This window comes from Corallococcus macrosporus (assembly GCF_017302985.1).
Classification (GTDB): domain Bacteria; phylum Myxococcota; class Myxococcia; order Myxococcales; family Myxococcaceae; genus Corallococcus; species Corallococcus macrosporus_A.
Window position 1 is genome coordinate 1,756,004 of sequence record NZ_JAFIMU010000007.1, and the last position, 26,669, is coordinate 1,782,672.

Sequence of the window (26,669 nt, forward strand, 5' to 3'; positions counted from 1 at the left end):
TGGCGCCCGGGCACGTCCCGGATGATGGGGCGCCCCCGCCGAAGCCTGGCCCGCTCCTGGAGCCCACCGCGATGTCTCCCCGTTCCGGCGTCGAACCCTCCGCCTTCCCCGAAGGCCCGCCCATCCAGGAGCGCGTGTCCTCGCTGGAGGTGCTGTCGCCGAAGGAGATCGACGCGCGCCTGGGAGACCTGGGCTACCGGGGCCAGCCCGAGGCCCGCCGCGCGGCGTCCGTGCTCGCGTACCGCCACCTGCGCCGCATCCGCCGGCTGTACCTGGAGGGGCTGGAGCCGGAGCCCGGCACCCGCGAGAACGCCCTCTTCCTGGGCCCCACCGGCTCCGGCAAGACGTTCCTCGTGGAGCTGATGTTCCGCGAAATCCTCGGCGTGCCCACCGTGCTCGCGGACGCCACCCAGTTCTCCGAAACGGGCTACGTGGGCGACGACGTGAGCACGCTGCTCTCCCGCCTCTACGAGGCCGCGGAGCGCGACGCGGAGTGGGCCTCCTGCGGCGTCATCTGCATGGACGAGTTCGACAAGCTCGCCACCAGCCGCTCCGACAGCCGCTTCTCCGGCCAGCAGACCACCAAGGACGTGAGCGGCTTTGGCGTGCAGCGCAGCCTCTTGCACCTGCTGTCCGCGGCCCAGGCCACCTTCCCGCCGGACTTCGGCTTCACCAGCCGGATCCGCTCCGAATCCCTGGACATGGGCTGCATCACCTTCATCGCCTGCGGCGCCTTCAGCGGCTTCCGGGGCACCGCGGAGACCATGGCCCACGTGGAGCGCGTGGGCTTCGGCCGCGAGCCGGGCAAGGGCGGGCAGAAGGACCTGGAGTCCATCGCCACGCGCATCACCGAGGAGCACCTGGAGAACACGACGGCATTCTCCCGCTACGGCTTCATCCCGGAGCTCATCGGCCGCTTCAACCGGCTGGTGTCCTTCGCGCCGCTGGACGCGGCCACGCTGGGGGACATCCTCCAGGACAACGTGCTGCGCACCTGGGAGCGCGAGTTCGCCCACGAGGGCCTCCAGCTCTCCGTGGACCCCGCCGTGCGCGAGTGGATCGTCGCCCGCGCCATCAAGCGCGAGACGGGCGCCCGCGGCCTGCGCACCGCCCTGGCCCCCGCGCTGGAGCAGGCCGCGTACGAACACTTCGGCCACGGCAAGGCCGCCACGGTGCGCCTGGTCCTGAAGGACGATGCCGTGACGACCGTGCGCGACTGAGCCGGAGCAGCAGCCGACGTGCCGGGGCCCGGTCCGCGGGGTCCCCGGAGCGTCGTTCAGCCGGGCCCGTCCTTCACCCGCGAGTCAGACGCCTTACGGTTGAGGCACACGACAGGCACGCGGAGGCGGCCCATGGCGCACATCAACCAGGAAATCCCCCGGGAGCAGTGGGCGAGCTACCTCGCCGGCATCAGCAAGCAGTCCGCGACGCAGTGGGTGCGCGTGGAGTCCATCGACGCGGACACGGGCGACCAGCCCCTGGCCGACCGCCTGCCCCTGGTGGACATCTCCCTGGAGACGAAGGGCAGCGACTCCGGCGCGGTGCAGATCATCGTGGGCCGCGAGGACGAGCGCATCACCCACCGCATCCTCGAACCGGACCTGCTCGTCGCGGAGCTGGACAGCCAGAGCGGCGCGCTGGAGTGCCTGGAGATTGGCGAGCGCGGCGGCAAGACGCTCATCTTCTTCGAGCGCCCCTCCGAGGTCGACGAGGTCAGCGCCCGCTTCTAGAAACGGCACGGGGCCAGCGGGAGCGCGTTGACGCCCCCACCAGCCCCTGCCCCCTCAAGGGTGCTGCTCAGCTCACGGGTACAGCGCGCGGGCGCCCTGCTTGTCCAGGGTCGTCAGCACGAGGTCGCCCGTCTGGGTGCCGTTGCACTGCGGGTAGTGCATGACCGAGGCGCGGTCGTAGGTGGAGGTCAGCGCACGCCACTGGCTGTCCTCGTAGCAGCCGCTCGCGGTGGAGCGGGTGTGCTCGTGGCGGAAGCCCAGCGTGTGGCCCAGCTCGTGGCGCAGGATGCCCGTCAGGGTCCAGGGCGACAGGTTGCCGAAGGCGCTGCTGTCCACCAGGACGTTGCGGCCGGAGCGGCTGGAGTTCGGGAAGAACGCGCGCGCCACGTAGGACTGGCCGGACACCGGACGGATGTCGAACAGCACGCCCGTCTGGGACGCGGTGCAGGACGCGTCGTACTGGGACAGGTAGGTGAAGTTGACGCTCGCGGTGGCCTCCCAGGCCGCCGTCGCGCTCGCCATCGCGTTCACCATCTTGGTCTTGTTGGTGCCGAAGTTGTTGCTGATGCAGTAGGTCAGGTTCAGCTTCTGGGTGCTGCTCCACTTGATGTCGCCGCCGATGTAGTACACGGCCAGGCCATCCTGGGACTTGCCCAGCTGCGCCTCGACGACGTTGTGGAAGTAGGCCTTGAGCTCCTCCTCGGAATCCAGCGCCTCGTCACCGTTGACGATGATCTTCCCGCCCTCCCACGGCTCGCGGTAGGCGTTCGCCTGGAACTCCTCCCACGTGGGCTTGACCTCGGACTCCTGCGCCGCCTCGGGACCACCACACGCGGCACCGAGCAGCGAGACACCGGCCAGCATCGCAACAGAGCGGAACTTGAGCATCGGGAACTCTTCCTGTGTGCTTCGGGGGATGCGCGGCTACCGCCTGGCCTTCCCGCCAGCCGCGGGCCGCGCGCCGGGCCATTCAGCAACTGCCGGGCCAACGGCGTTTCACAGGAGAAAAACAGGAAACGCGGGGATCTCTGGAGCACCCCCGCTCCAGCCCGTTCCTCGTCAACCGTCACTTGACGTGACGTTCACAATTCCAAGCCCGGGAAAGGATTAGGCTTTCCCGGGAGGAGGCCCGCTGTCCGAGAAAGGGACAGCGGGGTGTCCTGATTCAGGTCACCCTAGAGGATGGCCCGGCGCATCTTCCAGTAGGTCTCCTTGGCCATGCGGAAGGTGTTGGAGCCGGGGGGCAGGAGCGTGCGCAGCAGCTCCGCGGACTGAATCTGGAGGGGGCGCACGCAGTGGGCATCCAGTTGGTGGCGCAGGTAGCCCACCATGTCGCGGCTCTTGTACTCGTTGAAGTAGTTGCGCAGCTCCGCCGCGGTGCGGGCCTTGCCGTTGTCCGCGTACTTGGCGACGTAGGGGCTGAAGTCCGGATAGAGGCTGCCCTTGCCGAAGCCGCCGTGCACGGTGGTCTTCATGAAGTTGCCGATGAGCAGGTCGTCGAACACCTGGTACTTCACGGCGGTCATCAGCGAGTTGCGGGGCGCCTCGAAGGTGATGCCCTTGTGGAAGCGGCGCTTGTTGAACTCGATGACGTGCTCCTTGCCGCCCACGCGGAAGCGCAGGAAGTCCAGCACGGTGCCCAGGTGCTCGACGGCGCGGAAGTACTGCTCCAGCTCTTTCGCCTCGTCCGCGTCCAGGCACTCGCTCCAGTCATCCCCGTACGCCTTGGGGTCCACCGGCTTGATGGCGCGCTCCTTGGGGTTGATGGAGACGGAGGAGTCGTTGGTGAAGTCGTGGCGCAGGAAGGCCGGGAGCATCTCGCAGGTGTTGGAGGCGAAGCCCCGCGCGTAGTCCGGCAGCGTGGTGGTGTACTCGGAGCACCAGACGCTGTCCGCGCGCTGGTACTTGTGCATGGAGCTGAAGGGGACGAAGTAGCGCACGCCGTACGTCTCCGCCATGCGCGCAATCGTTTGTCCCACGGGCGTCTTCGCCGCGGCGTACGGGAGGATGCGGTTCCCGTCCTCGGTGAAGAAGTTCATCATGTCCGCGTCGCCGTAGCCGGACAGGGCCAGCAGGTACGTCTCGCTGTACTCCTTGATGACCCGGCGCACGAAGCGGCCCTGGCCGCGGTCCCCGGCGTCGTTGAGGTTGACGATGAGCCGCCCGCCCACCTCCACGAGCAGCACCGCGTCCTGGTTCACGTCCGGCAGGCACAGCACGCGAATGCGCGGGGACAGGCGCGTCCACTGACGGTCCTGGAGCACCTGGACGCGGAAGCCCGCCTCGCGCAGGTCATCCCGGATGCGGCCGCCCACGTGGTTGGGGACGAGCAGCGTGCGCGTGCGCAGCTTCTCCAGCGACGCCATGCTCAGGTGGTCCGGGTGGCCGTGCGACAGCCACACGTAGGGGCAGTCGATGATGGCCTGGCGCTGCGCGTCCGGAACCTCATGGGACAGCGTCCAGCTGCCGAAGTACGCGTCCCCGTCCGTCCAGGGGTCGGTCACCAGCACCGGACCGTTGTCGTGACAGATGAGTGTGGCGTTGCCAATCGTCTCGAAGCCCAGCTCCATTGCGCGCCCCCTTGAACCCCCACGCCCATCCCAATGCGCGTGTGGACGAGAAGGTGGCACCCGGACTTTTGCCTACAAGCTTGGGAAACAAGCTTCCCTGCCCGGTTGGTTGCCCTCCGCGCCTGCGACCCAGGAAAGGGCTTTCCCTTGTCAGGCGGTTCGAGGCGGATCCGCGAGCGCCCCGTGTCCACCGCGAGACACGGGGCGGCCCTTTAGCGGCGGGACACGAGCGAGAGGATCTGCGGACCGTAGCGCTCCGTGAGCGCGGGGCCCACGCCGTGGATGGACATGAGCTCCGCGCCGCTGGAGGGCCGCGCGCTGGCGATGGCGTCCAGCACGCGGTCGGTGAGGATGCGGAAGGCGGGCACCTTGCGCTTGCGGGCTTCCGTGAGGCGCCAGGCCTTGAGGGACTCCACCAGGGCGGGGGACGCCGGGGGCAGCGCGTAGCCCGGCTCCGGCGGCGCGGCGCGGGACGCGTTCCACGACGCCCGGGCGCCGGAGCCCCCCAAGCTCGGCGGTGACTCGGACGCGGCGCGGGCCCGCCAGCCGCCACGGGCCGGAGGGGGTGCGTCCGTGGGGAACGCTTCCTGGCTGAAGTCCGCGTCGGGGGTGGGTTCGCGCGGCGTCCAGGAGTCGGTGCCACGGCGGCTCTTGCCACGCGCCCGGGGCGCGGCCTCCTTGCTGGCCGCGCGCTTGCGGGTCGTGCGCTTCGTGCCGCCGGCGGCCGTGCGGCCCTTGCGCTTCTTGGAGGGCACCTCGCGCGCCTGGGGGAGCACCACCTGCCCGGGGGCGATGACGCGCGCGCGGCGGCCGGTGTCCGTCAGGGACAGCCGCTGGAAGAGGATGACCTGGCCGTCCTTGTCGAACGAGTCCGAGTCCAGGCGCACCAGCCCCGAGCGCACCAGTCCGCCCACGAGCCGCTCGAAGTCGCGGCGGTGGAGCTGTTCTCCGAAGAGCTCCCGGTGGAGCCGTCCGGTGGCCTGGCCGTCGCGCGCGTGCAGGGCCTCCAGGATGCGGCCCAGCGCGTGGGCCTCCATGGCGGAGGGCTCCTCGAAGCGGACCACCTCGCAGGACTCGGGGGCGCAGACGTCGCACAGGCCGCAGGCGGCGCCGGAGTCCTGCACGTCGCCGAAGTGCGCCACCAGGTGCCGCATGCGGCAGTCGTGCGCTTCCGCGTACCGGCCCATCTGCTCCAGGTGCAGCTGCTTGCGCTCGCGCTGCGCGATGTACGCCACGGCCCAGCCCGCGCGGCCGCGGCGCACGTCCTCGTCGGGCGTCATCTCCACGCCGCCGTGGATCCACAGCTGCTCCAGGGCCTTGTCGAAGGCCTCGGGGTCGCCGCGCACGCGGGCCTGGATGGAGGCCTTGGGCTCCAGTTCGTTGGAGGTGGCCTGGTAGATGCGCTCCAGGACGGAGGGGTCCGGGTAGTCGCGGCGGTGGAAGAACTCGTGGGTGCGCCGGTCCACGAAGGCGTGGAGCAGCACCGCGCGCGAATCCTTACCGTCGCGGCCCGCGCGGCCCAGCTCCTGGTAGTAGCCCTCCAGGCTCGCGGGCAGCGCCGCGTGGATGACGGTGCGCACGTCCGGCTTGTCGATGCCCATGCCGAACGCGGTCGTCGCGACGATGACCTCCAGGTGGCCCTTGAGGAACGCGGCCTGGATGCGGTCGCGCTCCTGGGGCTGGAGGCCCGCGTGGTACGGCGCGGTGTGGAAGTCGTGCGCGAGCAGGTCCGCGTACTGCTCGGCGTGCTTGCGCGTGGACGCGTAGACGATGGCGGGCCGGTGCTCGGGGTTCTTCAGCAGCGACAGGATGGCGTCGCCGCGCGCGCCCGGGTTCAGCTCGCGCACCTCGATGGCGATGTTGGTGCGGCGGAAGCCGTGGATGAAGGTGTGCGCGGCGCCGCCCCGGGAGCCGCGCAGGCCGAGTTGCTGGACGATGTCCTTCTGCACGTCCGGCGTGGCGGTGGCGGTGAGGGCCACCACGGGCGCGGGGCGCAACAGCGGCAGGCGCGAGCCCAGCAGCCGGTAGTCCGGACGGAAGTCATGGCCCCACTGCGAGATGCAGTGTGCCTCGTCGATGGCGATGAGCGACGGCGTGCGGCGGGCGAGCAGCTCCACGAAGCCGGGGACGCCCAGGCGCTCCGGAGCGATGAAGAGGAAGTCCAGGCGGCCTTCCAGGTATTCGGCGCAGACCTGCCGGGAGGTGGCGCGGTCGCGGCCGGAGTGGATGCGGTCCGCGGCGAAGCCCAGGGACTGGAGCCGCAGCACCTGGTCCTCCATCAGCGCGATGAGCGGGCTGACGACGACGGTGGTGCCCGCGCGAGCGAGGCCCGGGAGCTGGTAGCAGAGGGACTTGCCCGCGCCCGTGGGCATGACGAGGAGCAGGTCCTCACCGGACGTGGCCGCGCGGCAGACCTCTTCCTGGTACGGGCGGAAGTCGTTGAAGCCGAAGGCCTCCTTGAGGAGGCCACGCAGCTTGTCCGGAGGCGTGGGCGCGCGGTGGACGCGCTCCGGCCGGCCGCTGCCCATGTTCACGGCCTGGGGCTGGCGCTTCGCCCGGCCGAAGCCTTCGGAGGAGGCCTGCACGAACGCGGAGCGCACCTCCGCGGGAGGAATGTTGGGCGCGTTCCGGGCCGTGTTCCATCCACCCGTGTCTCCGTGGGGGCCGTGAGCCGGAGCGCCCGTCGCGGGACGCATGGGTCCTGTGTGCGCGTCGGATCCACCGTGGGCACCGTGACGAGCGTCGCTGACGGGGGCTCCTGCTCCGAATGCACCCGTGTGACGCGCATCGCTGACAGGAGCGCCTGCTCCGGATGCGCCCATGGCGCGGCGTGCATCGCCTGCCGCGCCGTGGCCGAATGCGGAGCCCGCTCCCGCGTGCGGCATGCTCGCGGCGGCACCGACCTCGTTGCGCGCGGTGTTGGCTCGGGCCGCGCTCCGCACGGTGGCGGTCGCGGCCTCACGGGTCCGGAAGAGTTCCTCCGCGGGCGCCTGCGCGGGATGCGGCCGGCTCGATTCAAAGCGTCCACTCGCGGGCGCGGGGCCACCACTCCGGGCCGTGGCCGGCGTGGGCGGCAGCGATGTGGGCGCCTGGCCCACGACCTCCCGCACATAGGCCTCGATGCCGCTCATGAACGCGTCCAGCGCGCCCTGCCCACGCTCGATGCGCTGGAGCCACGCCTCCCACTGCCCCGTCATCACGGGCGACTTCACGTCCGGGTGCACCACCTGGATGAGGTGGATGCCCTTCTCCGTGGCCACCAGCCGCTTGCCCTCGCGGGTCAGGTACTCGCGCTCGAGCAGCAGCTCGATGGTCGCGGCGCGCGTCGCGGGCGTGCCCAGCCCCGTGTCGCGCATCGCGTCCACCAGCTCCTTCTCATCCAGCGTGCGCCCGGCGGACTCCATCGCCGTCAGCAGCGTCGCCTCCGTGAAGCGCGGCGGGGGACGCGTGCGCTTCTTCACCGCCTCCACGTCCGCCACCGTCTGCGCCTGCCCGCGCGCGAGCCCCGGCGGCAGGTCCTGCGGCTCGTCGTCCGGCTCGTCTTCCTTGTCCTTGTCCGCGCCCTTCTTGCCCTCCGGCTTGAGGCGCGGCGCCTTCTGCCCGCCCCCCACGTCCAGGACCTTCCAGCCCACCTTCTCCACCTGCGTGCCCGCGCTGTGGAAGCGGTCCACCACCGGCCCCGCGTCCCCCTTCGACGTCACCGCGGTGATGACCGTGGTCACCTTCCAGACGTGGTCCTCGTGCCACGCCTGGAGCAGCCGGCGGCACACCAGGTCATAGAGGCGCTGCTCGTCCGGCGACAGCCGCACGCCCGACGCGGGCATCGGCGTGGGGATGATGGCGTGGTGGTCCGTCACCTTCGCGTCGTCCACGTAGCGCTTGCCCAGCGGACGCTCGCCCGTGCCCGGCGCCAGGTCCTCGTGGTAGGGCGCCTGGATGGCGCGCACCACCTCCGGCAGCGTGTCCGCCACCGTCTGCGACAGGTGCCGGCTGGCCGTGCGCGGGTAGCTCAGGAGCTTGTGCTTCTCATAGAGCGCCTGCGCCACCTCCAACGTGCGCTGCGCGCTGAAGCCGAACAGCCGGTTCGCGTGGCGCTGCAGCTCCGTCAGGTCGTAGAGCAGCGGCGGCGGCATCCGCTTCGTCTCCGCGTCCAGCGACTCCACCGCCGCGCTGCCGCCGCGCACCCGGTCGATGACCCGGCCCGCCTCCACGCCGTCCGCGTCCAGCCGGCGCGCCTCGCGCACGGAGTCGTAGCCCGGCGGAATCACCGGCTTGCCGTCCGGCCCCGAGCGGAACCAGGTACCCTGGTATTTCGCCCCCGCCGGCGCGCCCTTGCCGCGAGGCACGAAGGTGGCGACGACCTCCAGGTAGTCCCGGGGCACGAAGTCGCGGATGGCCAGCTCGCGCTCCACCACCATGGCCAGCGTGGGCGTCTGCACGCGTCCCACGGACAGCATGCTGCCGTAGGTCCCGCTCGCCAGCGTGTAGAGGCGGGACAGGTTCATGCCCACGAGCCAGTCCGCGCGGCTGCGCCCCATGGCGGCGTCCGCCAGCGGTGCGTAGGCCTTGCCGTCCTTGAGCTGCTGGAAGCCGTCGCGGATGGCGCGCTCGGTGAGCGACGACACCCACAGCCGCCGCACCGGCTTGCGGCATCCGGCGGCGTCGTAGATGTACCGGAAGATGAGCTCGCCCTCGCGCCCCGCGTCCGTGGCGCACACCACGGCGGACACCTCCGGCGCGTTCATCACCCGGCGGACGACCTCGAACTGGCTCTTCGTCGAGTCCGACACCACCAGCGGCCAGTCCGCCGGCAGCATGGGCAGGTGCGAGCGGTGCCACTTCTTCCATTCCGGGCGAATCTCATGCGGCTGCGCCAGGCCCACCAGGTGGCCGATGGCCCACGTCACGACGTAGCCGTTGCCGCGAAGGAAGCCCTCGCCGCGCTCGTTGGCGCCCAGGACGCGGGCGATGTCGCGCGCCACGGCGGGCTTCTCCGCCACCACCGCGAGGACGGATCCCCGTCCACCGCGAGCCGTCCCACCATCCACGCTCCCGTCCCGCGACACCGTCCTGTCCCATCCGGGCGCTTCGCCCATCTCATCCCACCTCATGGCCTGTCCCCTCCCCGCCCCGGCCGCCCACCCGCGGGGTCGGGCCCCCCGCAGTGCGCAGCCCTACCCTTCCCTATCGCGGCAGGCTGACATGGCCAGGGGCCACCTGTCCCGCTCCGTCACGCCCGCATGCCCTCCAGGGAGGCAGCGGCCGGAACCGGAACGCGGCGAGGGGTCCCGATCAAAACGGAAATCGCCCCGGCGCCAGCGCGGCACCGGGGCGACCTTCACCACTTCGCACGTCCTGCGGCTTCAGTGCACCGGCGCAGGCTGCGACGCCGGCAGCTCCGGCCGCGCGGAGGGCGGGAGGACGGGGCCCTGCGCGGAGGGCGCCAGGGCGGGCAGGCGGGTCGCCACCTTGCCGGTGATGAGCCGCATGTCGCGGCCGCCCTTGGTGAAGAACGTGTACGCCCAGTTGAGCATCACGGAGGCGCGGTTGCGGAAGCCGATGAGGTAGGCCACGTGCACGCCCGCCCATACCAGCCACGCGGGCAGCCCCTTCATGCTCCACTTGTCGAAGAGCAAGCCCACCGCGTAGCCGCGGCCAATCACCGCGAAGCTGCCCTTGTCGTGGTAGCGGAACGGGCTCAGCGGCTTCTGCTGCAGCCGGTCGCGGATGGTCTTCGCCACGTGCCGCCCCATCTGCATCGCCGCCGGCGCGATGCCCGGCACGGGCTTGCCGTTCTGCTCCACCGCGGCCACGTCGCCAATCACATACACGTCGTTCAGGCCCGGCGCCGTGAGCTGCGGAGACACCTTCACGCGCCCCGCGCGGTCCAGGGGCACCTCCAGCGAACGCACCAGCGGCGACGCCGCCACGCCCGCGCCCCACAGCACCGTGCGCGTGGCGATGTGCTCGTCCCCGAACGTGACGCCCTCCTCGTCGATGCCCGTCACCATGGCGCCGGTGCGCACCTCGACGTGCAGCGCCTCCAGGTCCTTCTTCGCCGCTTCCGACAGCTCCTCCGGATAGGCGTTGAGCACGCGCGGCAGCCCCTCCAGCAGAATCACCCGCGCCTCGCGCGTGTCGATGCGCCGGAAGTCCTTCGGCAGCGCGTGCCGCGTCATGTACGAGAGCGCCCCCGCCAGCTCCACGCCCGTGGGCCCCGCGCCGATGATGACGAAGGTCATCCACTGCCGCTGGCGCACGGGGTCGGACTCGCGCTCCGCGGCCTCGAAGGCCGTGAGCACGCGCTCGCGGATGCGCACCGCGTCCTCCAGCGTCTTCAGGCCGGGCGCCACCTGCGCCCACTCCGGGTGCTTGAAGTACGAGTGCGTCGCGCCCGTGGCCAGCACCAGCGAGTCGTAGGGAATCTCCCCGCCCTCCACGACCAGCACCTTGCGGCGCGCGTCCACCGACTTCGCCTCCGCCAGCAGCACCTCCGTGTTGCGCGAGTGCAGCACGCTGCGGATGGGCGCGGAGATGTCCGCCGGGTTCAGCACCGCCGTCGCCACCTGGTACAGGAGCGGCTGGAAGAGGTGGTGGTTGTAGCGGTCCACCACCGTCACCCGCACGGTGTCCGCCTTGCCCAAAGCCTTCGCGGCCTGAAGCCCGCCAAAGCCCGCCCCCACGATGACCACGTGATGCCTGCTGTCCCGGTCGCGTTCCATGGCGGGAAGGTGCGGACGCATGACGCGGGCGGCCAGCATCCATTGTTCCCCGCCTGCCCGGCGGGCCGCCCTCGCACGCCCGGCCGCCCTCCGGCCAGGCGTCAGGCGCCCGCCGGCGGCGTCACGGACACCAGCAGCAGCTGCCGGTGGATGCGCTCCACGTGCAGCAGCATCGCGCCCAGGTTCGCGGTGTCCTTCACCCACGGCAGGATGGCCGCGCGCAGCTCGCCCAGGACTCCCGTGCCCGTGGGACCCGTGGTGCTCCAGGCCGCCGCCACCTCCTGACGCGCGGACTCCGGCAGGTCCGCGTTGCGCGGCTCCTTCGGGATGAAGCGCCCGGAGGCCTTCACCAGGCTGGCCAGCAGCGCGGCCACGGCCTCCGGCTTCGTGCCCTCCAGCTTCAGCCGGTGGGCCATGCCCAGCGAGTGCAGGCCGTTGAGCCCCTCGCGCGGCTTGCCCTCCGGGGACAGCAGTCCCTCGCGCAGGTACTCCGCGGGCCGGGTGGCCGACAGGTCGACGTTCTCGCCGTTCGCCATGGATTTCACCCACCAGGGGGAAGAGGTGCCGCCCCCATCACATCACGGCAGCGCCGCGAGCGCGTCCCGCACGTGCTTCTCCAGGGCGGGGCGCTCGTGGTCCGTCCACTTGGGGCCGGACCAGGGAAGGCCGTGCAGCGCGGCCAGCAGCGCCTCCAACCTTGCCCGCGCGTCCCCGGTGCCCGCGTCGGCGTCCACCAGCGCCTTCACCTCGCGGGCCACCCGGCCCTCCAGGGTGTCGCGCAGGCAGCAGACGTAGACGTCCTCTTCCGGCAGCCGGGAACCCGGCGGTGCGGCGCGGCCCGCCTGGAGCACGCGCTCGTGCGCGGCCACCACGCCGGGCAGCAGCGACACGAGCGGCGCCGGCTGGGCCAGCAGCGCCGCCAGGTCCCGGTAGCCCTGCTGGAACGCGGGGTTCACCTTCTCCAGGCGCTGGTAGCACCCGGCCGCGTTGGGATTGAACGGCGTCACGGCGGCCCCCGGAGCCGGGGACCGGCTGCACCCCGACAGCAGGCTCCAGAGCGCCCCCAGCATCAGGAGCGCTCCGAACCGCGAGGGGAAAGACGGCCGCCGCGCCATTCCACTCAGCCCGCCTTGGCCGTGCCCTTCGCCTGGTGCCAGGCGGCGAGCACTTCCTTCTCCCGCTCCGCGGACAGGCCCGAGCGCAGCTTCTCCTGGCGCTCCGGCGGCAGGCCGTGGAACCAGGTCAGCGTGTCACGCACGGTGTCCGCCAGCGGGCGGGTGGTGAGCCCCGCCTGCGTGGCGCGGGTGATGCTCACCGCGCCGATGCCGCTCTCCGGGCCGGTGCGCGGCACCCACGCGGGCATGTCCGCGAAGGCCGTCACCTTCTGCTGGTCCAGGAAGGCCGTGTCCACCCAGGTGAAGCGCGCGTCGCTGCCGGTGGCCTTCTGGATGTCCTCCAGCATGCCCTTCATGTTCATGGGCTTCAGCGGGCCGGTGACGTTGAAGATGCCCGCGGTGCGGCGCTCCACGTTGCGGATGATGAACGCGGCCAGGTCGCGCGCGTCGATGATCTGCACCGGGTCCTCGCCGTCGCCGGGGGCCAGCACCTCGCCGCCCTTCGCCACGCGCAGCGGCCAGTAGGTGAAGCGGTCGGAGCCGTCATCCGGGCCCACGATGAGGCCGGGGCGGATGTTGAGCGTGCGGCCGGGCAGCGCGGCCTCGGCCGCCTTCTCGCAGAGCGCCTTGAGCGGGCCGTAGCTCGTCTCGCTGACCTCCTCCTTCGTCTCGTCCGGGAGGGTGCCCACGGCGTCGGACTCGTTGAGGTCCTTCTTCGTCATCTCCTTGTAGACGGACACGCTGGAGATGAAGACGTACTGCCCCACGTTGGGCGCGAGCAGCTCCGCGGACGCCTTCACGATGCGCGGCACGTAGCCGGACGTGTCGATGACCGCGTCCCACTTGCGGCCCGCCAGCGCCTTCAGGCCTTCACCCTTGTTGGGGTCGCGGTCGCCCTGGAGCTTCTCCACGTCCGGGAAGAGGCCCGGGTTGGACTTGCCGCGGTTGAAGAGCGTGAGCGTGTGGCCGCGCGCCTGCGCCGCCTGCACCAGCGCGGGGCCCAGGAACCGGGTGCCACCCAGGATGAGGATGTTCAGGGGCTTGCCCGGACCAGCGTCATCCCCGCCCTTGCTCGCGTCGGCCGGGCCCGCCTTGGGGGACGATGCACAGCCCAACACCTGGACCGCGCCCAACGCGGCCGCTGCTTGAATCACGCCTCTTCGGGACAGCTTCATGCCGTGGTTCCTCCGGGAAGGGTCGTCTGCGTCTGCGGAATGCTTTCAGCGGCGCGCGTCTTCTGCTGGCGCGCCAGGTACAGGGCCACCGCCAGCCACAGCGCGGCCACGGGCACGGCCGCCAGCGACAGGCCCGTCATGCCCAGGCCCAGCGCCGTGAGTCCGCCCTGCAGCCACGCGCTCAGCGTGTCGCTGCCGCGGTACACCACCGTGTCGATGAAGCTCTTGGACTTGTAGCGGGCCTCGCGGTCCACCGTGGTGAACAGGATTTCGCGCGACGGGCGCTCCAGCGCGTAGTGGCTCGCGCCCCTCAGCGACTTCACGCCGATGAGCACCGCCAACACCGGCGCGAACGCGAGCACCCCAAACCCTATCAACGTCAGCACCGGCGCCACCGCCATGGCCACGCCCAATCCCAGCCGGGAGATGACGCGCCCCGTGACCAGCGTCTGGATGCCCAGCGTCAGCACCTGCACCCAGAAGTCGATGTCCGCGAACGCCGCCGTGCGCGCCGCCGCGTCCTTCGCCAGGGAAGCGACCAACTGCACCTCCTGGTAGTACAGGAACGTGGAGGTCGCCGCGTACAGCAGCACCTGCATCCCCAGCGCGAGCAGGAACGGCGACGTCACCAAGAGCCGCAAGCCCGCGAGCATCCCGCCGCCCACCGGCCCCTCGCGCGTGGCGGGCTGGTGCTGCACGTCCCGCGCCCAGTGGCCCAGGCGGCGCACGCACTGCGCGCTCACCTCCAGCATCACCGCGGACACGAGGATGAGGTTCACCGGCCCCACCGGCTCCGCCAGCCGGCCCACCAGGAACGGGCCGACAATCATCCCCGTGGTGCCGCCCGCGGCGATGAAGCCGAAGAGGCGCTTGCCCTGGTCGCTGGCGAACACGTCCGCCATGAAGCTCCAGAAGATGGAGACGACGAACAGGTTGTAGACGCTCAGCCAGACGAAGAAGGCGCGCGCCACGCCCTCCTTCGCCACGCCCCACTTGAGCAGCGCGAAGAAGGCCAGCAGGTTGAAGAGGAAGAAGCGGTAGACGCGCGGCACCACCACCCGCCGGGGGTAGCGCGCCACCAGCGCGGAGAAGGCCGGCACCGCCAGCAGCATCACCCCGAACGTGACGCTGAAGAGCCAGGGCAGGTGCTTCACGTCCCCCGCGGTGCCCATCTCGTTGCGGATGGGCCGCAGGATGGCGTAGCCGCACATCAGCGTGAAGAAGTAGACGAACGCCCCGAGGACCGCCCCCACCTCCTCGTCACGGACGTCCACGAAGCGCTTGAGCATGATGGCGGCGCCCTCAACGTGCGCGGCGGCAGGCTATTCCCTGCCTGCCGGTCTGTGGAGGAAAGTGGCTATTTGGCCGCGAGGATTTCCCGCACGGTGGCCTCTACACGGGGCAGGGCCTCCTCGATTTCAGCCACCGAGGTCGCGCCCACGGAGAGGCGGAACCAGCCGGTGTCCGCCGCCAGGCCGAACGCCTGGAAGGGCACCACCGCGAAGCGGGCCTTCTCCAGGAGGCGCTTGCGGATGGCGTCATTGGTGGTGAGCCCGTCCCTGCCCACCACGTCGAAGCGCACGGTGAGGTAGATGGCGCCCTGCGGCGCGATGGCATCCACCGGCAGGCCCGCGTCCTTCATACGCTGGAAGCCCTTGTAGAGGGCGTCCAGGCGCACCTCCACGCGCTGGCGCATGGTCGTCAGGAAGGACTCGGTGGCCTGGGTGTCGTCCAGGTAGCGGGCGGTGGCGACCTGTTCGGCCTTGGGGGCCCAGGCGCCCACGTGGCCCAGCACGTCGCGCATGCGGGAGATGAGGGTGGGCGCGCCCACGCCCCAGCCCACGCGCACGCCGGTGGAGGCGAAGGCCTTGCTGATGCCGTCCACGAACACGGTGTACGGCGCCATCTCCGGCACCAGCGCCACCGGGGTGACGTGCTTCTTGCCGAAGTTGAGCACCCAGTAGATGTGGTCGTACATCAGGATGAGGGGCTTCTGGCCGCGGCCCTCGCGCGCGCGGTTCTCCTCCACGATGCGCTGGCAGATGGCGCGCAGGGCCTCCGGGTCCAGCATGGTGCCGGTGGGGTTGAGCGGGCTGCACAGGCACAACAGGCGCGCGGTGGACAGGTGCGGCTCCAGCTGCGCCAGCGTGGGCATGAAGCCCGCGGCCGCGTCCGTCGTCACCACGACGCTCTTCGCGCCCAGCATGTGGGCGTAGTGGTTGTTGTTCCACGACGGCACCGGGTAGATGACGACGTCCCCCGGGTCGAGCACCGCGCGGAAGATGGCGTAGATGACGGGGCGCGCGCCGCCCGCGATGGTGATGCCCTCCAGCGGGTACTTCAGCCCCAGGGAGCGCTCGTAGAAGCGCTGCACGGCCTGGCGCAGGTCCAGCACGCCGTCGGACGGCGGGTAGTTCGTCTCACCGGCCTGGAGCGCGGCGCCAATCTGGTCGCGCAGGCCGTCCGGGATGGGGAACTCCTTCGGGCTGAAGTCCCCCACGGTGAGGTTGCACACCTTGTTGCCCTTGGCCACGAGCTCGCGGATCTCCGCCGCGATGCGGAGGATTTCGCTGCCCACGAGCCCACGCGCCATGGAGCTCACGGTGGTGTCGTCGCGGGAGGGACGCGGGAGGGAGGTCAGGTCGAGGGCCATGGGGTGGAACTCTCCAGTGCACGAAGGGGGGCCGGGGAGACACGGCCGGCCGGAACCTATACGCAACGGGCCCGGCAGGGCGCATCTTCCAGGCACCGGGGGCATGGCCTCGGCCCGCGCGGTGTGCGAGGACTCGGGAAGTCCCCGGGTGACGGGGTTGATGGGAGGAACCGGATGCACCTGCGACAGGGGCTGTGCGCGTTGGGAGTGGTTTGTGGACTGCTGGGCCTGGGCTGCCAGAAGCAGGAGCCCCAGACCGTCCCCATGGACGTGCCGGCCGTCCCCCCGCCCTCCAACACCGTGCCCCGGGAGGGCCCGGCGGCCACCGCCCCGGTGGTGCACCAGGTGCTGGACGTGAAGGCGGCCGGCCCCACGGACGCGGGCAGGCCGGCGGCCACGGCGGACGTGGCGGCGGAGGCGGCGTGGACGACGGCGGCGGTGGAGCGGCCGCGCGGCGAGCCGCCCTCCATCACGCTGCGCTCGGTGCGCACGGGGACGCACCCGGACTACGACCGCACGGTGTTCGAGTTCGAAGGGCCGCGCCTGCCGGGCTACCACCTGGGCTACGTGAAGACGCCGGTGCAGCGCTGCGGCTCGGGCGACGACGTGACGCCCCCGGGACAGGCGGCGCTGGAGGTGCGCTTCACGCTGGCTCGGGCGCATGACGACCAGGGGCAGGCCACGGTGGCGCAGCGCACGCTCAAGCCCGCGCTGCCGTCGGTGCTGGAGCTGGAGCGGCTGTGCGACTTCGAGGGCGAGGTGACGTGGGTGCTGGGCACCGCGCGCCGCGCGCCGTTCCGCGTGCTGGAGCTGACGAACCCCACGCGCCTCGTGCTGGACGTCCAGCACTGAGGCGGGGGGCTTACGGGCTCCCTACTTCTTGGCGGCCGGAGGCTGGAGGCGCTTCTTCGCGATGAGGTCGCGCGCTTCGCGCTCCGAGTCCGCGAAGTCCACCTCCACCGTCCACTTGCCCGTGAAGTACAGGGCGAGCATGAGCGCCTTGGCGCCCGCGCGCTGGAGCGGGCCCGTGCCCAGGTAGACGTGGCCGCGGAACCACTCGGCCTTCGCCTGCGCCACCAGCAGCTCGCGCGCGTCCTTCTCGATGCTGGAGTTCGACACGTCGGAGATGACGAACACCGGCCCCTTCGCCGACACCTCCTGACAGATTTCCAGCACCTTCTTCGAGTCCTCCAGCTTCGAGGGCCCGTTGAACTTCATCACCAACAGGTCCGGCTCTTCGAATTGCGCGCGATGCGCTCCGAACTCCCACTCACGATGTTTCGCCACGCGGTCCGTGCCTCACCCAATCAAAGAATTGCCTAGACCGGATAGCATCGAGAACGAGGTTTTCCAAGGAGAGTGGCCGCGCCCCCGGTGTCTGTCCTATCTGACCCGGGTCGTGCGCGAACACGGTAGGCCGAGGGGGTGACGCCGAAGCGAGCGCGGAAGCGGCGGACGAACTCCGACAGGTCCCCGAACCCACACGCGAATGCGATGTCCGCGATGCGCTCTGGACCGGTCCTCAAACGTTCTGCGGCGAGTGTCAGGCGGCGGCCCAGGATGTAGCTGTAGGGGCTCTCTCCCACCACCTTGCGGAAGGTGCGCAGGAAGTGGTGGCGGCCCATGCCCACCTCCTCCGCGAGCAGCGCCAGGGAGAGGGGTTCCTCCAGGTGCGCCTCCATCCACCGCACGGCGTTCCCCATGCGCCGTTCGTCCTGGGACGTGACAGGACGCGCCCTGCCCTCGTGGACACCGCTCAGCGCCGCGCCCGCCATGCGCAGCACGAGTTCCTCCGCGCCGCGCGAGCCTGGCTGCTCGGCCAGCGCCTGGACGTCCGCGAGCAGCGGCGCGAGGCGCTGGAGCGGCGGGAGCCGGTGCACGGGGAAGTCCGTCCGCTTCACGCCGGGCAGTCCTCGCGCCACCTCCTCGATGAGCTCGGGCTCGAAGTGGAAGGCGACGCAGCGGTCGCCCACGCCGTGCTCGTGGCCGCAGCAGAAGGACGCATGCCGCTCCCCCAGCAGCAGCGAGCCGGGCGTCAGCAGCACCCGCCCGTTCCGGGAGCGGTAGGTGAAGCTGCCGGACAGCACGGCGGAGATGGACACGCCCGTGTGCTGTTCCTCGAAGACGGGGTCCTTAGGGCCAGAGCGGCAGACAATCTCTCGCACGCGCCACCCGTCCCCGGAGGCCAGCAGACGCGCGGTGGTCAGGTCCACTTTCCCCAAGTCGGCCACGGTCCGTCCCTCCATCCTGCCCCCCGCACATCCACCGGGGTGACCGAATCATGGCGATGGAAACAACAACCGTCACGCGCGAGCTCATCTGGCGACGCGTGATGGATGACCTGGGTTTCGAGCATGCACGGGCGCGGCGCGGCCAGGAGGGCGCGGAGCTGTCGGGCGTGATTCTCGTCGCGGAGCAGGGCGCACCGCTCCGAGCGGAGTACTCGGTCGTCTGTGACGAAGCGTGGCGCACGCGTCGGGTGAGCGTGACGCAGACCTGGCGCGGCGAGCGGCGGGCGCTCATGCTGGAGCATGACGGCGAGGGCCACTGGCGCAGGGACGGGGCCGTGGCCTCGGAGCTGGAGGGCTGCACGGACGTGGACCTGGGCCTGAGCCCCTCCACCAACGCCCTTCCCATCCAACGGCTGCGACTCCAGGAGGGAACCACTGCGGAGATCCGCGCGGCGTGGGTGCGGTTTCCCGCGCTGGAGGTCGTGCCCGCGCGTCAGGGGTACGCGAGAGTGGGGCCCGCGCGCTATCGCTACGAGAGCCTGGAGAGCGGCTTCACCGCGATGCTGGACGTGGACGCGGAGGGGCTGCCCGTCGAATACGCCGGCATCTGGCGCAGGCTCGCGGAAGGGCCGGCCGCGTCGGAGTCCGTGACACGGGAGTTCGTGGACGCGCTGGTGAGCCCGGGCCCTTCGAGTGAGCTGGGCGAAGCGGCGGCCACGTTCGGGTGGCTGGTCGGAGGCTGGGCCGGGACCATCCAGGACCACGACGCGGACGGAAGCATCCGCCAGAGCCAGGGCGAGTGGTGGTTCCACTGGGTGCTGGAGGGACGGGCGCTGCAGGACGTGTTCATCGTGCCGTCGAGGCACGCGCCTGCACAGTCAGGCCCCGGTGCGAACAGGCGCTACGGCACCACGGTGCGCACGTTCGACCGGGCCGAGCGGAAGTGGCAGATCACCTGGGTGAGTCCCACGGGCGGCGCCATCAACCGGCTCGCGGGAGGCCGTGAAGGAGACCGGCTCATCCTGCTGGGTGAGCACCACGGAAAGCCCATCCGCTGGAGCTTTTCCGACATCGGGCCGGACCGCTTCACCTGGCGAGGAGAGGTACAGGACAGCGCTGGCCAGTGGAGCCTCCAGTCCCGCTTCGACATGCGGCGCATCACCTGAGCCCCAGGCCCCGGACCTCCATGCCGGTTTCCAGAACCTGTCTGACAGTTGGACAGGTTTCCGCCGTGCGGGCACGGCGGCCGGCCACAGGCACGAAGTTCCAGAACCTGTCCGACTGTCCGACAGGTCTCCGCTGCGACGCGGCGGCAGCCCACCTGGCCCCGGGGCTTCAGAACCTGTCCGACTGTCGGACCAGTTTCCGCCGCGCGGACGCGGCAGCCGCCCCAGGCACGAAGTTCCAGAACCTGTCCGACTGTCGGACAGGTTTCCGCTGCGCGGACGCGGCGGCTGTGCTCAGGCACGAGGTTCCAGCACCTGTCCGGCTGTCGCCGCACGGACGCGACGGCAGCCCACCTGGCCCCAGGGCTTCAGAACCTGTCCGACTGTCGGACCGGTTTCCGCAGCGCGGACGCGGTGGCTGCCCGCCCAGGCCCGGGGTTCAGAACCTGTCCGACTGTCGGACAGGTTTTCGCCGCACCGACGCGGCCGTCCCAGGTACGGGATCCAGAACCTGTCCGACCGGTTTCCGCCGTGCGGACGCGGCAGCCCACCCAGGCCCCGGAGATTCAAAACCTGTCCGACAGTCGGACAGGTTCGCGCGATACGCCCCGGACGGGCTGTCGCTACCGGTGGCTCGCCATGCCCTGGCGCGGATGATGCAACTCACCACGCCCCGCTTCGAAGGAGGGCAGCGGCGGCATCCAGTCGCGTCAGCAACTCCGCGTGCCGGGTCCGCACCTCGGCGCCGCCCGCGCGCAGTGCCATGGCCAGGACCTGCGGCAGGTTGAGCGCGGCGCCCGCGCGCAGCCGCTGCTGATAGTGCGCGGTCCAGTCCTGCGGGATGCGCAGCGACCAGTTGCGCGCGTCCACGGAGCCCGGCGCGTTGTACGTGTCGGGCATGCCCAGCAGGTCCGCGAAGAACACCATCACGCTGCGCGCACGGCTGGCGAACAGGTCCGCGAACTTCGCCTGCGCGAGCAGCCCGGGGTCCTGCGCCAGCTCGCGCGCGAAGTCCTCGCGCCCCTCCGCTTCCGGATGCAGCCGCCACGCGAGGTAGTCCGCCTGGGCGCGCAGCGCGTGCTTCCACTGCCATTCGGACACGAGCCGCCAGAGCGACTTCGTGTCGTGGTTACCCACCATCACCCAGTCCTCGGGGGCCACGTTCTCGCTGCGGTACACGTCCGCCGGGTTGTTCAGGTCCGCCTTCTGCGTGACGCGGAAGCGGCCCAGGCCATCCCGCGCCATCACGCGCGACAGCTCATGGGGCAGCGTGCTCAGCACCTCGCACAGCACGTCCTCGCGGGCCCGGCCGCGCTCGCGCGCCGTGCGCACCACGGAGTCGAAGAGGATGGCGTACCGCCGCACCTGCTCCTCCGGGAGCGACTTCACCCACCCATCCGCGTGACGCGGCACCGAGCGGTCCAATTGCTCCGGCGCCACGAGGGCGTAGCGCGCCAGCGCCGGATGGTCCGGCAGGTCCGGCGAGGAGAACAGCCGCGCCCCACCCTGCACCGCGCGCAGCGGATCCGCCGAACCCGCGCGGTACACCCACGGGCACACGAGCCCGTGCGGATGATCGATGCGCAGCCCGTCGTACTCGGAGAGCATCTTGCCCAGCCGCGCGTCCAGGTAGCGCAGCACGGGGCCGGGACCGTCCGGCGCGACGTACTGTTCCGGGTCCAGCACCGGGTAGTTCCACGGCTGGCCCTCCGGGTTGGTGCGGCTGGGCGGCGCGCCCATCAGGTAGTCGCGCAGGAACAGCCCCTGCCGTGCCCACGTGTCCCGGGGCGAGAAGCCAATCTGGAGGTCCCCGTACAGCTTGAGCCCCCACGCCCCCGCGCGCTCGCGCAGCAGCCCGTGCTGCTCATGCACGAGGAACTGGCGGAAGGCGTACTGCGCCACCGCCTCCGCTTCGACGGTGAGCAGCTCGCGGATGCGCGCCTCGGCCTGTGCCTCTTCTCCCGGGCGCGGCGCGAACAGGCGCCCCGCCAGCGAGTCCGCCCAGCCGCGCCAGTCATCCGGCGTGTGGTGCCGCGTGGCGAGCACGTCGAAGAGCGCATCCCGCTCCAGCCACTCCCGGTGCTCCACGCGGAAGGCCTCGAAGCGCTGCACGAGCACGGGCTCCCGGGTGCGGCGGAACGTGTCCCACGCCTCCTGGAGCGCCAGCGCCTGTCCCCGGCACGCGGAGTGGTAGCGCGCACCCGGTCCACCGTCCGCGGGCACGTCGGAGGCGAGCCGGGCCAGCGTGCCGGAGGACAGCAGCGCGCCCCAGGGCCCGTGGGGATCCGTGAGCGGCGCGAGCGCCACGTTCAGCGTGTTGCGGGAGAACAACGTGCCGTCATAAGGCGACGGGTTGTGCGCGGTGGTCTGCCCCTGCGGCCCCAACTGGATGCCGGTGAAGCCCAGGTCCCGGGCGAAGGCGAGGAAGCGCGCGGCGCCCTCGGAGTACGGCGAGCCCCGCCCCAGGTCCTCTCCAGGGAGGCCCGGGAAGCTGGGGTCATGGATGCTCAGGACCCAGCGGGTGACGCCCAGCGCTTCCAGGGCTTCGGTGACGAGCGAGCGGTGCGAATCGGGCAGCGGTGACAGGAGCTCCACACTCCTGACCCTATGGCCCCCCGCCCCATGCGCCAACCGTTCCTTGAGGGTGACGCGAGCTTCCTCCGCGCGTCAGTCCTGCCGGGCCTGCGGCTGTGGCCGGGGCTCGCCGCCGCCGTGCGCCGGCCCGTGTGCCTGCCCGTTCGCCTTGAACACCCGGCGCAGCTTGCCGCCCATCCACGTGCGGGCGTCCGCCAGGATTTCATACACCGTTGGAATCACCAGCAGCGTGAGCAGCGTGGACGTGATGACGCCGCCAATCACCGCGCGGCCCAGCGGCGCCCGGAAGTCGCCGCCCTCACCGTGGCCCAGCGCCACCGGCACCATGCCCGCGATGAGCGCCAGCGTCGTCATCATGATGGGCCGCAAGCGGATGCGCCCCGCTTCAATCAAGGCCTCACGCAAGGGCATGCCCTTCTCATGCTGCCACTTGGCGAAGTCGATGAGCAGGATGGCGTTCTTCGCGACGATGCCCATCAGCAGGATGACGCCGATGAGGCTCATGATGTTGAGCGTGTCCCCGGTCAGCACCAGCGCCAGCACCACGCCGATGAGCGACAGCGGCAGCGACACCAGGATGGCCAGCGGATCCAGGAACGAGCCGAACTGGATGACGAGGATGAGGTACATCAGCATCACCGCCACGCCCAGCGCCAGGAACACCCGACCGAACACCTCCTGCTGATCCGCGGACTCACCGCCCGTGGAAATTTCGTAGCCCGGCGGCACCTTCACCGCCTTGAGCCGCGTCTGCACGTCGTTCATCACCTCCGACAGCGACCGGCCCGCCACGTTCGCCTGCACGTTGATGACCTTCTCGCGGTTGAGGTGATCGATCTGCGCCGGCCCCACCGTCTGCTTCACCGACGCCACCTGTCCCAGCGGCACCGTCACCGGCGTGCCCGTGGTGCTCATGCCCACCACCAGGGGCAGCTGCGCCAGTTGGGACGGGTTCTCACGGAACTGCGGCGCCAGGCGCACCATCACGTCGCGCGTCTCGCCAATGGGGTCCACCCAGTCACCGGAGTCCAGGCCCGCGAAGGCCGGCCGCAGCGACTGCGCCACCTGGCCCACCGTCACGTTGAGCTGGCCCGCGACGCCGCGGTTGAGCTCCACCTCCAGCTCCGGCTTCTCACCGCGCGTGGACAGCCCCACGTCCACCGCGCCCGGCACCTGCTTCACCTCCTTCATCACCTGCTGCGCGAACTGGTTGAGCCCCTTGGACTCCGGCCCGCGCAGCTCCAGTTGGATGGACTTGATGGCGCCGCCGAAGCCGCTGGTGAACACGGACACGTTCGCGCCGCCCACCGCGAGCAGCTCCTGGCGCAGCGTCTTGCCCAGCACCTCCTGGCTCGCCTTGCGCTCGTCCTTCGGCTTGAGCCGCACGTACACCAGCGCCTGGTCCACACCCGGCGAGCGCAGGGGCAGCGGCACGCCGATGGTCGTGTACGTGTACGCGACCTCCGGATGCTGGCGCGTGAGGCGGGACACCTCCTCCACCTTGCGCCGCGTGTAGTCCAGGCTGGAGCCGGCGGGCGTCTCCACCAGCATCTCAATCTCCGCGCGGTCGCTCACCGGCACGAAGCCCGCGCCGCCGAAGACGCCCTGCAGCGCCACCGCGCCCACCAGCGAGCCCACCGCCAGCAGCACCATCGCGAGCCGGTGGTCCAGCGCCCAGGCGATGACGCCCTTGTAGCGGTCCGCCTGCCGGTCGAACCAGTGGTTGAAGCGCGTCAGCCCGCGCGAGATGAAGTTGCGCCGCTGGCCCTTCTCCACCTGCGGGTCGGGCCAGTACGCGCTGAGCATGGGGTCCAGCGAGAAGCTCACGAACAGCGACACCAGCACCGAGCACGCGATGGTGAGCGCGAACGGCTTGAACCACTGTCCCGCCACGCCGTACATGAACGCCACCGGGACGAACACCGCCACGATGGAGAACGTCGTCGCCGCCACCGCGAGGCCAATCTCGTTCGTGCCCTCGCGCGACGCCGTGTAGTGGTCCTTCCCCATCTCCACGTGCCGCACGATGTTCTCGCGCACCACGATGGCGTCGTCGATGAGGATGCCGATGGCGAGCGTCAGGCCCAGCAGCGACATGGTGTTGAGCGTGAAGCCGAACGCCCACACGCTCACGAACGACGCCAGCACGGACACCGGCAGCGCCAGACCGGTAATCACCGTGGAGCGCCACGAGTTGAGGAACAGGAACACCACCAGCACCGTGAGCAGCGCGCCTTCAATCAGGGCCTGCTGCACGTTGACCACGGAGTTCTCCACGCGCGTGCCCGCGTCGCGGACGATTTCGAGCTTCGCGTTGGCGGGCAGCCGCTGCTGGAGCATCTTCACGCGCTCGCGCACGCCGTCCGCGACCTCGGTGGTGCTGTAGCCCTTGGCCTTGATGACCTCGATGCCCACCGCCTGCGCGCCGTTGTAGAGCGACAGGGTGCGCGGCTCCTCGGTGCCGGCGAACACGTCCGCCACTTCCCCCAGCCGCAGCGTGCGCCCGCCCCGCTCCGCGATGGGCACCTGCGCGAAGTCCTCCGGCGTCTCCAGGCGGCCCTTGAGCCGGATGGTGCGCTCCTGCAGCTCGGTGTTGAGCCGGCCCACCGGCGCGGCCAGGTTCTGCGCCTGGAGCGCGGCCACCACCTGCGCCACCGACAGGCCCGCTGCCTGGAGCGCCGCGGGCCGCACCTGCACCGTCATCTCCCGGTCCACGCCGCCCACCACCGTGGCCTGCGCCACGCCCGGCACCGAGCGCAAATCCCCCACCACCAGCGGATCCGCGATGAGCGTCAGCGCGGGCACGTCCAGCGCCTGCGACGTCAGCACCAGCGACACGATGGGTTGGTCCGCCGGGTCGAAGCGCGTGAGGATGGGCTCCTCCATCTCCTGCGGCAGGTCCGCGCGCTTGCTGGAGATGGCGTCGCGGATGTCCTGTGATGCCTCCTGGATGTCCTTCTCGAAGTCGAAGAAGACCGTGAAGTTCGCCAGGCTGTCCGTGGAGCTGGAGGTCGTCTTCTTCCCGTCCACGCCCGAGATGGCGAAGATGGCGTCCTCGATGGGCTCGACGATTTCACGCTCCACCGTGTCTGGTGATGCGCCTGGGTACGCGATGGTGACGTTGATGACCGGCTGCTGAACGTCCGGGAACTCGTCCGTCTCCAGGTTGATGAGGGCGACGATGCCGAACACGACGAGCGCCACCATCGCCGTGACGGTGATGATGGGGCGCTTGATGGCGAAGTCGGAGATGAACACGGACGACTCCTGCGGTGCTGCTTCAAGAAGTGGAGACGCCTGGCGCTACTTCGCGGGAGCCTGCTGGGCGGGCTGCGTGGGAACGCCCGCCGCCGCCGGCGCCGGAGCCTGCGTAGCCCCGCTGCCGCCCACGCCCTGCTGGGCCTCCGGTGGAGAGGCGGGGCGCTGCTTCTTCAAGCCCTCCGGCGCGGCGGTGAGCTTCACCGGCGTGCCGTTGGTCAGGTCGCGCGCGGAGCCCAGCAGCACCACGTCCCCGGCCTTCAACCCCGAGCGCACCTCCACGGTCTGCGCCACGTCGTCCCGCAGGCCCAGCGTCACCGCCACCTGCTCCACCTTGCCGTTGGAGACGCGCTGCACGGTGGGCGGCTCCTGGCGCGTGTCCAGCGCGTCCACCGGCACGGCCAGCGCCTCCTTCGACTGGGACGCCACGCGCCCTTGCGCAAACAGGCCGGACAGGAGTGTCTGCTCGGTGTTGGGGATGCTGACGTAGATGCGCACCTGTCCCGTGGCCGGATCCACCGCCGGGTTGATGCGCTCCACCTCCCCCTTGAAGGCGCGGTCCGCGTAGCCGTTGACGCGGAACTCCACCGACGTGCCCACCTCCACCTGGGACAGCTGCGCCGCGGGCACGGAGGCCTCCAGCCGCAGCGTGGCGGGGTCCACCACCGTGAAGAGCGGCGCGCCTGGCTGGACGATGTCGCCCGCGTTCACCTGCCGCTCGCTCACCACGCCCGCGAAGGGCGCGGTCACCTTCGTGCGCCCCAGTTGATCCTGCGCCAGCTTCAGCCGCGCCTGCGCGTCCGCCAGCTGCCCTTCCGCCTGCGTCCGCGCAAGCTGCGTGCGCTCGAAGTCGCGGCGGGTGATGACGCCCTGCTTGACGAGCATCTGGTTGCGCTGCTCATCCGCCTTCGCCACCTGCAAGGCATTGCGCGCCACCCGCAGCGTGGAGCTGGCCGCCAGCACCTGCTCGCGCAGCGTCCCCTCGTCCACGCGCGCCAGGAGCTGCCCTTCCTTCACGGCCTGCCCCTGGTCCGCCTTCACGTCCAGGATGCTGCCGCCCACCTGCGCGCGGACGCTGGCCAGCCGCCGCGCCTGGAGCGACCCGGAGATGACGGGGCCGCTCTCCAGCCGCGTGGGCTCCACGCGCACCACGTTCTCCGGTCCCAGAGACACCACCGTGGGCGCGGTGGGTGCGACGGCCTCCTCGGAGCGCTGCCCGCAGGCGCCCGCCAGCCAGACGACGGCCAGCACGGCCCCCAGCCGCGCACCCCTGCTCCGGGCGCGGCGTCCCGCTCTCGTTTCGGTGCGTCCCACGGCCTGCCTCCACGGCCCCCGCTGACAGCCCCGGTCCAACCCGGGGGCATCCCCGGAGCCGGGTAAACGTGGTGCTGCCCCCCCGCCCGGGGAAGTCGTGCCACCACGGAGCGTGAAGCTGGAGAACACCCCCGGCCCGT

General features: G+C 71.0%; 18 protein-coding genes. 4 read left to right on the top strand and 14 right to left on the bottom strand.

Going from position 1 to position 26,669, the window contains the following annotated elements; genetic code table 11:
• The first annotated feature begins 71 nt into the window (after positions 1-71).
• Positions 72-1,220, top strand: a complete 1,149-nt coding sequence (locus tag JYK02_RS19485) for an AAA family ATPase (RefSeq protein ID WP_207053048.1) — start codon at positions 72-74, stop codon at positions 1,218-1,220.
• A 132-nt stretch (positions 1,221-1,352) separates the two neighbouring features.
• The gene (locus JYK02_RS19490) at positions 1,353-1,730 is read left to right on the top strand and encodes a DUF5335 family protein (protein WP_207053049.1); all 378 of its coding nucleotides are present in this window, start codon (positions 1,353-1,355) and stop codon (positions 1,728-1,730) included.
• A 72-nt stretch (positions 1,731-1,802) separates the two neighbouring features.
• On the opposite strand, the gene JYK02_RS19495 is transcribed toward JYK02_RS19490, so the two are convergent.
• From JYK02_RS19495 to JYK02_RS19535, 9 genes are all read right to left on the bottom strand, one after another.
• The gene (locus JYK02_RS19495; protein WP_207053051.1) at positions 1,803-2,618 is read right to left on the bottom strand and encodes a matrixin family metalloprotease; all 816 of its coding nucleotides are present in this window, start codon (positions 2,616-2,618) and stop codon (positions 1,803-1,805) included.
• 287 nt (positions 2,619-2,905) lie between these two features.
• On the bottom strand, positions 2,906-4,300 hold the full coding sequence (locus JYK02_RS19500; protein ID WP_207053054.1) for an MBL fold metallo-hydrolase: 1,395 nt from the start codon (positions 4,298-4,300) through the stop codon (positions 2,906-2,908).
• A gap of 212 nt (positions 4,301-4,512) precedes the next feature.
• Positions 4,513-9,411, bottom strand: a complete 4,899-nt coding sequence (locus JYK02_RS19505) for a DNA topoisomerase 3 (protein ID WP_207053056.1) — start codon at positions 9,409-9,411, stop codon at positions 4,513-4,515.
• A gap of 252 nt (positions 9,412-9,663) precedes the next feature.
• Positions 9,664-10,992, bottom strand: coding sequence for an NAD(P)/FAD-dependent oxidoreductase (locus JYK02_RS19510; protein ID WP_347402529.1), 1,329 nt, complete (start codon positions 10,990-10,992; stop codon positions 9,664-9,666).
• Between the two features lie 131 nt (positions 10,993-11,123).
• Entirely contained in the window at positions 11,124-11,558 is a 435-nt protein-coding gene (locus JYK02_RS19515) for a hypothetical protein (RefSeq protein ID WP_207053059.1), read from the bottom strand.
• A gap of 42 nt (positions 11,559-11,600) precedes the next feature.
• Entirely contained in the window at positions 11,601-12,092 is a 492-nt protein-coding gene (locus JYK02_RS19520; RefSeq protein ID WP_207053061.1) for a hypothetical protein, read from the bottom strand.
• A gap of 50 nt (positions 12,093-12,142) precedes the next feature.
• Positions 12,143-13,312 carry an NAD-dependent epimerase/dehydratase family protein gene (locus JYK02_RS19525; protein WP_207053063.1) on the bottom strand — a complete coding sequence of 390 codons (1,170 nt, stop codon included), beginning with the start codon at positions 13,310-13,312 and terminating at the stop codon, positions 12,143-12,145.
• Positions 13,309-14,601, bottom strand: a complete 1,293-nt coding sequence (locus tag JYK02_RS19530) for an NTP/NDP exchange transporter (protein WP_207053065.1) — start codon at positions 14,599-14,601, stop codon at positions 13,309-13,311. The genes JYK02_RS19525 and JYK02_RS19530 overlap by 4 nt, the downstream gene beginning before the upstream one ends.
• Positions 14,602-14,669: 68 nt before the next feature.
• Positions 14,670-15,965 (bottom strand): pyridoxal phosphate-dependent aminotransferase, encoded by a 1,296-nt coding sequence (locus tag JYK02_RS19535; RefSeq protein WP_207053066.1) that lies wholly within the window; start codon positions 15,963-15,965, stop codon positions 14,670-14,672.
• A 174-nt stretch (positions 15,966-16,139) separates the two neighbouring features.
• Here JYK02_RS19535 and JYK02_RS19540 point away from each other — a divergent pair, with 174 nt between their 5' ends.
• A complete protein-coding gene (locus tag JYK02_RS19540) occupies positions 16,140-16,817 on the top strand; it encodes an AMIN-like domain-containing (lipo)protein (RefSeq protein WP_207053068.1) in 678 nt (225 codons plus the stop codon).
• A gap of 21 nt (positions 16,818-16,838) precedes the next feature.
• Here JYK02_RS19540 and JYK02_RS19545 read toward each other — a convergent pair whose 3' ends face one another.
• Complete coding sequence (locus tag JYK02_RS19545; RefSeq protein ID WP_207053070.1) at positions 16,839-17,252, bottom strand: hypothetical protein; 414 nt, start codon at positions 17,250-17,252, stop codon at positions 16,839-16,841.
• Positions 17,253-17,284: 32 nt separating this feature from the next.
• Positions 17,285-18,196, bottom strand: a complete 912-nt coding sequence (locus tag JYK02_RS19550) for a helix-turn-helix domain-containing protein (RefSeq protein ID WP_207053072.1) — start codon at positions 18,194-18,196, stop codon at positions 17,285-17,287.
• Positions 18,197-18,246: 50 nt separating this feature from the next.
• Here JYK02_RS19550 and JYK02_RS19555 point away from each other — a divergent pair, with 50 nt between their 5' ends.
• Complete coding sequence (locus JYK02_RS19555) at positions 18,247-19,362, top strand: putative glycolipid-binding domain-containing protein (protein ID WP_207053075.1); 1,116 nt, start codon at positions 18,247-18,249, stop codon at positions 19,360-19,362.
• 663 nt (positions 19,363-20,025) lie between these two features.
• On the opposite strand, the gene JYK02_RS19560 is transcribed toward JYK02_RS19555, so the two are convergent.
• From JYK02_RS19560 to JYK02_RS19570, 3 genes are all read right to left on the bottom strand, one after another.
• Positions 20,026-21,957 carry a 4-alpha-glucanotransferase gene (locus tag JYK02_RS19560; RefSeq protein ID WP_207053077.1) on the bottom strand — a complete coding sequence of 644 codons (1,932 nt, stop codon included), beginning with the start codon at positions 21,955-21,957 and terminating at the stop codon, positions 20,026-20,028.
• A 72-nt stretch (positions 21,958-22,029) separates the two neighbouring features.
• On the bottom strand, positions 22,030-25,215 hold the full coding sequence (locus JYK02_RS19565; RefSeq protein WP_207053079.1) for an efflux RND transporter permease subunit: 3,186 nt from the start codon (positions 25,213-25,215) through the stop codon (positions 22,030-22,032).
• A 45-nt stretch (positions 25,216-25,260) separates the two neighbouring features.
• Positions 25,261-26,529 carry an efflux RND transporter periplasmic adaptor subunit gene (locus JYK02_RS19570; protein WP_207053081.1) on the bottom strand — a complete coding sequence of 423 codons (1,269 nt, stop codon included), beginning with the start codon at positions 26,527-26,529 and terminating at the stop codon, positions 25,261-25,263.
• Between the last annotated feature and the right edge of the window lie 140 nt (positions 26,530-26,669).

Bases quoted from the DNA above. Each gene is read 5' to 3' on its own strand.
- JYK02_RS19535 (WP_207053066.1), bottom strand. From the start codon at position 15,965: ATGGCCCTCGACCTGACCTCCCTCCCGCGTCCCTCCCGCGACGACACC.
- JYK02_RS19495 (WP_207053051.1), bottom strand. From the start codon at position 2,618: ATGCTCAAGTTCCGCTCTGTTGCGATGCTGGCCGGTGTCTCGCTGCTC.
- JYK02_RS19520 (WP_207053061.1), bottom strand. From the start codon at position 12,092: ATGCTGGGGGCGCTCTGGAGCCTGCTGTCGGGGTGCAGCCGGTCCCCG.
- JYK02_RS19525 (WP_207053063.1), bottom strand. From the start codon at position 13,312: ATGAAGCTGTCCCGAAGAGGCGTGATTCAAGCAGCGGCCGCGTTGGGC.
- JYK02_RS19485 (WP_207053048.1), top strand. From the start codon at position 72: ATGTCTCCCCGTTCCGGCGTCGAACCCTCCGCCTTCCCCGAAGGCCCG.
- JYK02_RS19530 (WP_207053065.1), bottom strand. From the start codon at position 14,601: ATGCTCAAGCGCTTCGTGGACGTCCGTGACGAGGAGGTGGGGGCGGTC.
- JYK02_RS19490 (WP_207053049.1), top strand. From the start codon at position 1,353: ATGGCGCACATCAACCAGGAAATCCCCCGGGAGCAGTGGGCGAGCTAC.
- JYK02_RS19505 (WP_207053056.1), bottom strand. From the start codon at position 9,411: ATGAGGTGGGATGAGATGGGCGAAGCGCCCGGATGGGACAGGACGGTG.
- JYK02_RS19540 (WP_207053068.1), top strand. From the start codon at position 16,140: ATGCACCTGCGACAGGGGCTGTGCGCGTTGGGAGTGGTTTGTGGACTG.
- JYK02_RS19555 (WP_207053075.1), top strand. From the start codon at position 18,247: ATGGCGATGGAAACAACAACCGTCACGCGCGAGCTCATCTGGCGACGC.
- JYK02_RS19500 (WP_207053054.1), bottom strand. From the start codon at position 4,300: ATGGAGCTGGGCTTCGAGACGATTGGCAACGCCACACTCATCTGTCAC.
- JYK02_RS19515 (WP_207053059.1), bottom strand. From the start codon at position 11,558: ATGGCGAACGGCGAGAACGTCGACCTGTCGGCCACCCGGCCCGCGGAG.